Source organism: Saccharomonospora halophila 8, from assembly GCF_000383775.1.
GTDB classification, from domain to species: domain Bacteria; phylum Actinomycetota; class Actinomycetes; order Mycobacteriales; family Pseudonocardiaceae; genus Saccharomonospora; species Saccharomonospora halophila.
In genome coordinates, this window is sequence record NZ_KB912566.1 from 106,796 (window position 1) to 108,194 (window position 1,399).

Sequence of the window (1,399 nt, forward strand, 5' to 3'; positions counted from 1 at the left end):
GGGCCGCGACCGGCGCTGTCCGGAAGACCCCTCGGGGCGGTGGTGCTGGCGGTTCTCGCGGTGCTGGTTCCGGGGGTCTCGGCCGTCGCGGTGCCCACGGCCGGGCATCCGGCGGCCGCGCCCGGAGACGACGACCGCGCCGATACGGACGCCCCGGCCGGACGGTTCTCCTGGCCGTTGTCCCCCGACCCCACGGTGGTCCGACCGTTCGACGGGGGAACGTCGCCGTACGGGCCCGGACACCGCGGGGTCGATCTCGCGGCCACGGTGGGCACACCGGTTGTCGCCGCGGCCGCGGGGTACGTCGTCTTCGCCGGCCCCGTGGCGGGCCGTGGGGTGGTCTCGATCGACCACGACGGGGGCCTGCGCACCACCTACCAGCCCCTCCGGCCGTCGGTGCCGACGGGAAGCAGGGTCGGCCGTGGGGAGGTGATCGGCACCGTCGTGGCGGGCCACGACGGTTGCGCGGCGCACGCCTGTCTGCACTGGGGCCTGCGCCGGGACGGGCGCTATCTCGACCCGCTGCGTGCGGTCGCCACCGATGTCCGGATCCGGTTGCGGCCGTGGACGGGATGAGCCGCGTCGACGCCGCCCCCGGCGGGAGTCGGTCAGCCCCCCGCCTGTTCGAGCAGCTTGGCACGCAACCGCAGGACCGCCCGGGTGTGCAGCTGGCTCACCCGCGACTCGGTCACACCGAGGACCCTGCCGATCTCGGCGAGGGTGAGGCTCTCGAAGTAGTAGAGACTCACCACGATCCGGTCCCGCTCGTTGAGCTGGGCGATCGCCTCGGCGAGCTGCCTGCGGTTGTCCCGGTCCACCAGCACCGTGGCGGGGTCGACGGCGTCCTCGTCGGGCAGGGTCTCGGCGGCCGTACCGGGGCCGCTCTCGGTGTTGGCGCCGACCAGGTCGTCGAGGGCGACCACGCTGGTCAACCGCAGCTGCCCGTACAGGTCCCGCAGTTCGCGGACCGAGACGCCGAGCTCGGCGGCCACCTCCGAGTCGGTCGGTGTGCGGCGCAGACGCGCGCCCAACCGGTCGTGGGCGCGTTCCACCTCCCGTGCCCTGCTGCGGATCACCCGCGGCACCCAGTCCTGCGACCGGAGGTCGTCGAGGATCGCGCCGCGGATCCGCTGCATCGCGTACGTCTCGAACCGCAGGCCCCGCTCCGGGTCGAACTTCTCGATGGCGTCGACGAGCCCGAAGATGCCCGACTGGACGAGGTCGGAGACGTCCACGTGGGAGGGGAGTCCGGTGCCGACCCGGCCCGCGACGTACTTGACCAGTGGTGCGTAGTGCAGCACCAGCCGGTCCCGGACGTGCTGGTCCGGGGACCGGCCGAACTCGCGCCACAGCGCCGCGATGGCGGACTCCGCCTCGGTGTCCGTGTCGCCGGTCCGCG

The 1,399-nt window shown here is 74.1% G+C and carries 2 protein-coding genes; one reads left to right on the forward strand and one right to left on the reverse strand.

Annotation, left to right across the window (positions count from 1 at the left end; genetic code table 11):
- On the forward strand, positions 1 to 576 hold a 576-nt coding region (locus tag SACHA_RS0115680; RefSeq protein ID WP_408640327.1), incomplete at its 5' end, for a murein hydrolase activator EnvC family protein.
- Positions 577 to 608: 32 nt separating this feature from the next.
- Here SACHA_RS0115680 and SACHA_RS0115685 read toward each other — a convergent pair.
- Positions 609 to 1,399: FliA/WhiG family RNA polymerase sigma factor (locus SACHA_RS0115685; protein WP_019811243.1), on the reverse strand; the 791-nt coding region annotated here is incomplete at its 5' end.